General features: G+C 65.3%; 2 protein-coding genes. Both read right to left on the bottom strand.

Annotated features, from left to right (window positions below; translation table 11 throughout):
- The coding region (prpF, locus tag HP546_RS29110) for a 2-methylaconitate cis-trans isomerase PrpF (RefSeq protein WP_172232995.1) at positions 1-794 on the bottom strand (794 nt) is incomplete at its 3' end.
- A 130-nt stretch (positions 795-924) separates the two neighbouring features.
- A partial coding sequence (acnA, locus tag HP546_RS29115; RefSeq protein ID WP_172232998.1) for an aconitate hydratase AcnA occupies positions 925-2532 on the bottom strand: 1608 nt, incomplete at its 5' end.

Consider the following 2532-nt stretch of genomic DNA (forward strand, 5'->3'; position numbering starts at 1 on the left):
TCGATCAGCCCCATGCGTACGGCGCCATGGGCGCGGATCGTCTCGAAACGCAACAGGGCCTGCGGGTCGCCGTTGATGGCGTCCTGCAGCTCGGCGCCGGTGTAGCCGAGGTCCGCAGCGTTGATGAAGATGGTCGGGATGCCGGCATTGATCAATGTCGCCTGGAACGTACCGACACCTGGCACCTCAAGGTCATCGACCAGGTTGCCGGTGGGGAACATCGCAGCGCCTGCGCCGTCTTCGTCGGCTGCTGGGTCGAGGAACTCCAGCTGTACCTCGGCGGCCGGGAACGTCACCCCGTCCAGCTCGAAATCGCCGGTTTCCTGCACCTCACCCTCGGTGATCGGCACATGGGCGATGATGGTCTTGCCGATATTGGCCTGCCAGATACGCACGGTGGCGATGCCGTTGCGCGGAACGCGCGCAGGGTCGACCAGGCCGCTGCTGATGGCGAATGAACCGACTGCCGCAGACAAGTTGCCGCAGTTGCCGCTCCAGTCGACGAAGGCCTTGTCGATGCTGACCTGGCCGAACAGGTAGTCGACATCATGTTCGGGCTTGATGCTGGGCGACAGGATCACGCTCTTGCTGGTGCTTGAAGTAGCACCCCCCATGCCGTCGATCTGCTTGCCATAGGGGTCGGGGCTGCCGATTACCCGCAGCAGCAGCGCATCGCGCGCCGGGCCGGGGATTTGCGCTCGCTCGGGCAGGTCTTGCAGGCGGAAGAACACGCCCTTGCTGGTGCCGCCGCGGATATAGGTGGCGGGGATTTTTACTTGCGGTACGTGAGCCATTGCGTTGCTGTCCTGTCTGATAATCATGAACCCCCGGGGCTGCCTTGCAGCCCAGCGCCGGCAAGCCAGCGCGATCCCTGTGGGAGCTGGCTTGCCGGCGATGGGCCGCACAGCGGCCCCGCTCTCATGGTTAGGCGGTCGCTTCGAGGAAGTCCTGGGCAAAGCGCTGCAGCACCCCGCCCGCTTCGTAGATCGACACTTCCTCGGCGGTGTCCAGGCGGCAGGTCACCGGCACTTCCAGGCGTTCACCCTGGCGGCGGGTGATGACCAGGGTCAAGGTCGCCCGCGGCGTCCGCGCACCCAGCACGTCATAGGTCTCGCTGCCATCCAGGCCCAGGGTCTTGCGGTCGGTGCCCGGCTTGAATTCCAGCGGCAACACGCCCATGCCCACCAGGTTGGTGCGGTGAATACGCTCGAACCCTTCGGCCACGATCGCCTCGACACCTGCCAGCCGCACCCCCTTGGCCGCCCAGTCACGGGACGAGCCCTGGCCGTAGTCGGCACCGGCGACGATGATCAGCGGCTGCTTGCGCTGCATGTAGGTTTCAATCGCTTCCCACATACGGGTGACCTTGCCTTCCGGCTCGATCCGCGCCAGCGAGCCTTGCTGCACGCTGCCGTCTGCCTTGCGCACCATTTCGTTGAACAGCTTGGGGTTGGCAAAGGTGGCGCGCTGGGCGGTCAGGTGGTCGCCACGGTGGGTAGCGTAGGAGTTGAAGTCCTCTTCCGGCAGGCCCATCTTCGCCAGGTACTCACCGGCGGCGCTGTCGAGCATGATGGCGTTGGACGGCGACAGGTGGTCGGTGGTGATGTTGTCGGGCAGCACCGCCAGCGGGCGCATGCCGCGCAGGGTGCGCTCACCGGCCAGGGCCCCTTCCCAGTATGGCGGGCGCCGGATGTAGGTGCTCATCGGACGCCATTCATACAGCGGGGCGACCTTCGGCCCGCGGTCTTCCTCGATGGCGAACATCGGGATGTACACCTTGCGGAACTGCTCAGGCTTCACTGCGGCACGCACCACGGCGTCGATTTCCTCGTCGCTGGGCCAGATGTCCTTGAGGCGGATTTCCTTGCCATCGACCACACCTAGCACATCTTTCTCGATGTCGAAGCGGATGGTACCGGCAATGGCGTAGGCGACCACCAGCGGCGGCGAAGCCAGGAAGGCCTGCTTGGCATACGGGTGAATACGGCCGTCGAAGTTGCGGTTGCCCGACAGCACGGCCGTGGCGTACAGGTCGCGGTCAATGATCTCCTGCTGAATCACCGGGTCAAGGGCACCCGACATACCATTGCAGGTAGTGCAGGCGAAGGCGACGATGCCGAAGCCGAGTTGCTCCAGTTCCTTCTCCAGGCCGGCCTCTTCAAGATACAACTGCACGGCCTTGGAGCCCGGCGCCAGCGACGACTTGACCCACGGCTTGCGGGCCAGGCCCAGCCTGTTGGCATTGCGCGCCATCAGGCCGGCAGCGATCACGTTGCGCGGGTTGCTGGTGTTGGTGCAACTGGTGATGGCGGCGATGATCACCGCGCCGTCAGGCATCTGCCCCGGCACGTCCTCCCAGCTGCCGGCGATGCCTTTGGCCGCCAGGTCGCTGGTTGCGACGCGGGCATGCGGGTTGGACGGCCCGGCCATGTTACGTACCACGCTCGACAAGTCGAAGCTCAGGGTGCGTTCGTAGACCGCCTCGGCCAGGCTGTCGGCCCACAGGCCAGTAGCCTTGGCGTAGGTTTCCAC

The organism is Pseudomonas sp. CM25, from assembly GCF_013179705.1.
Classification (GTDB): domain Bacteria; phylum Pseudomonadota; class Gammaproteobacteria; order Pseudomonadales; family Pseudomonadaceae; genus Aquipseudomonas.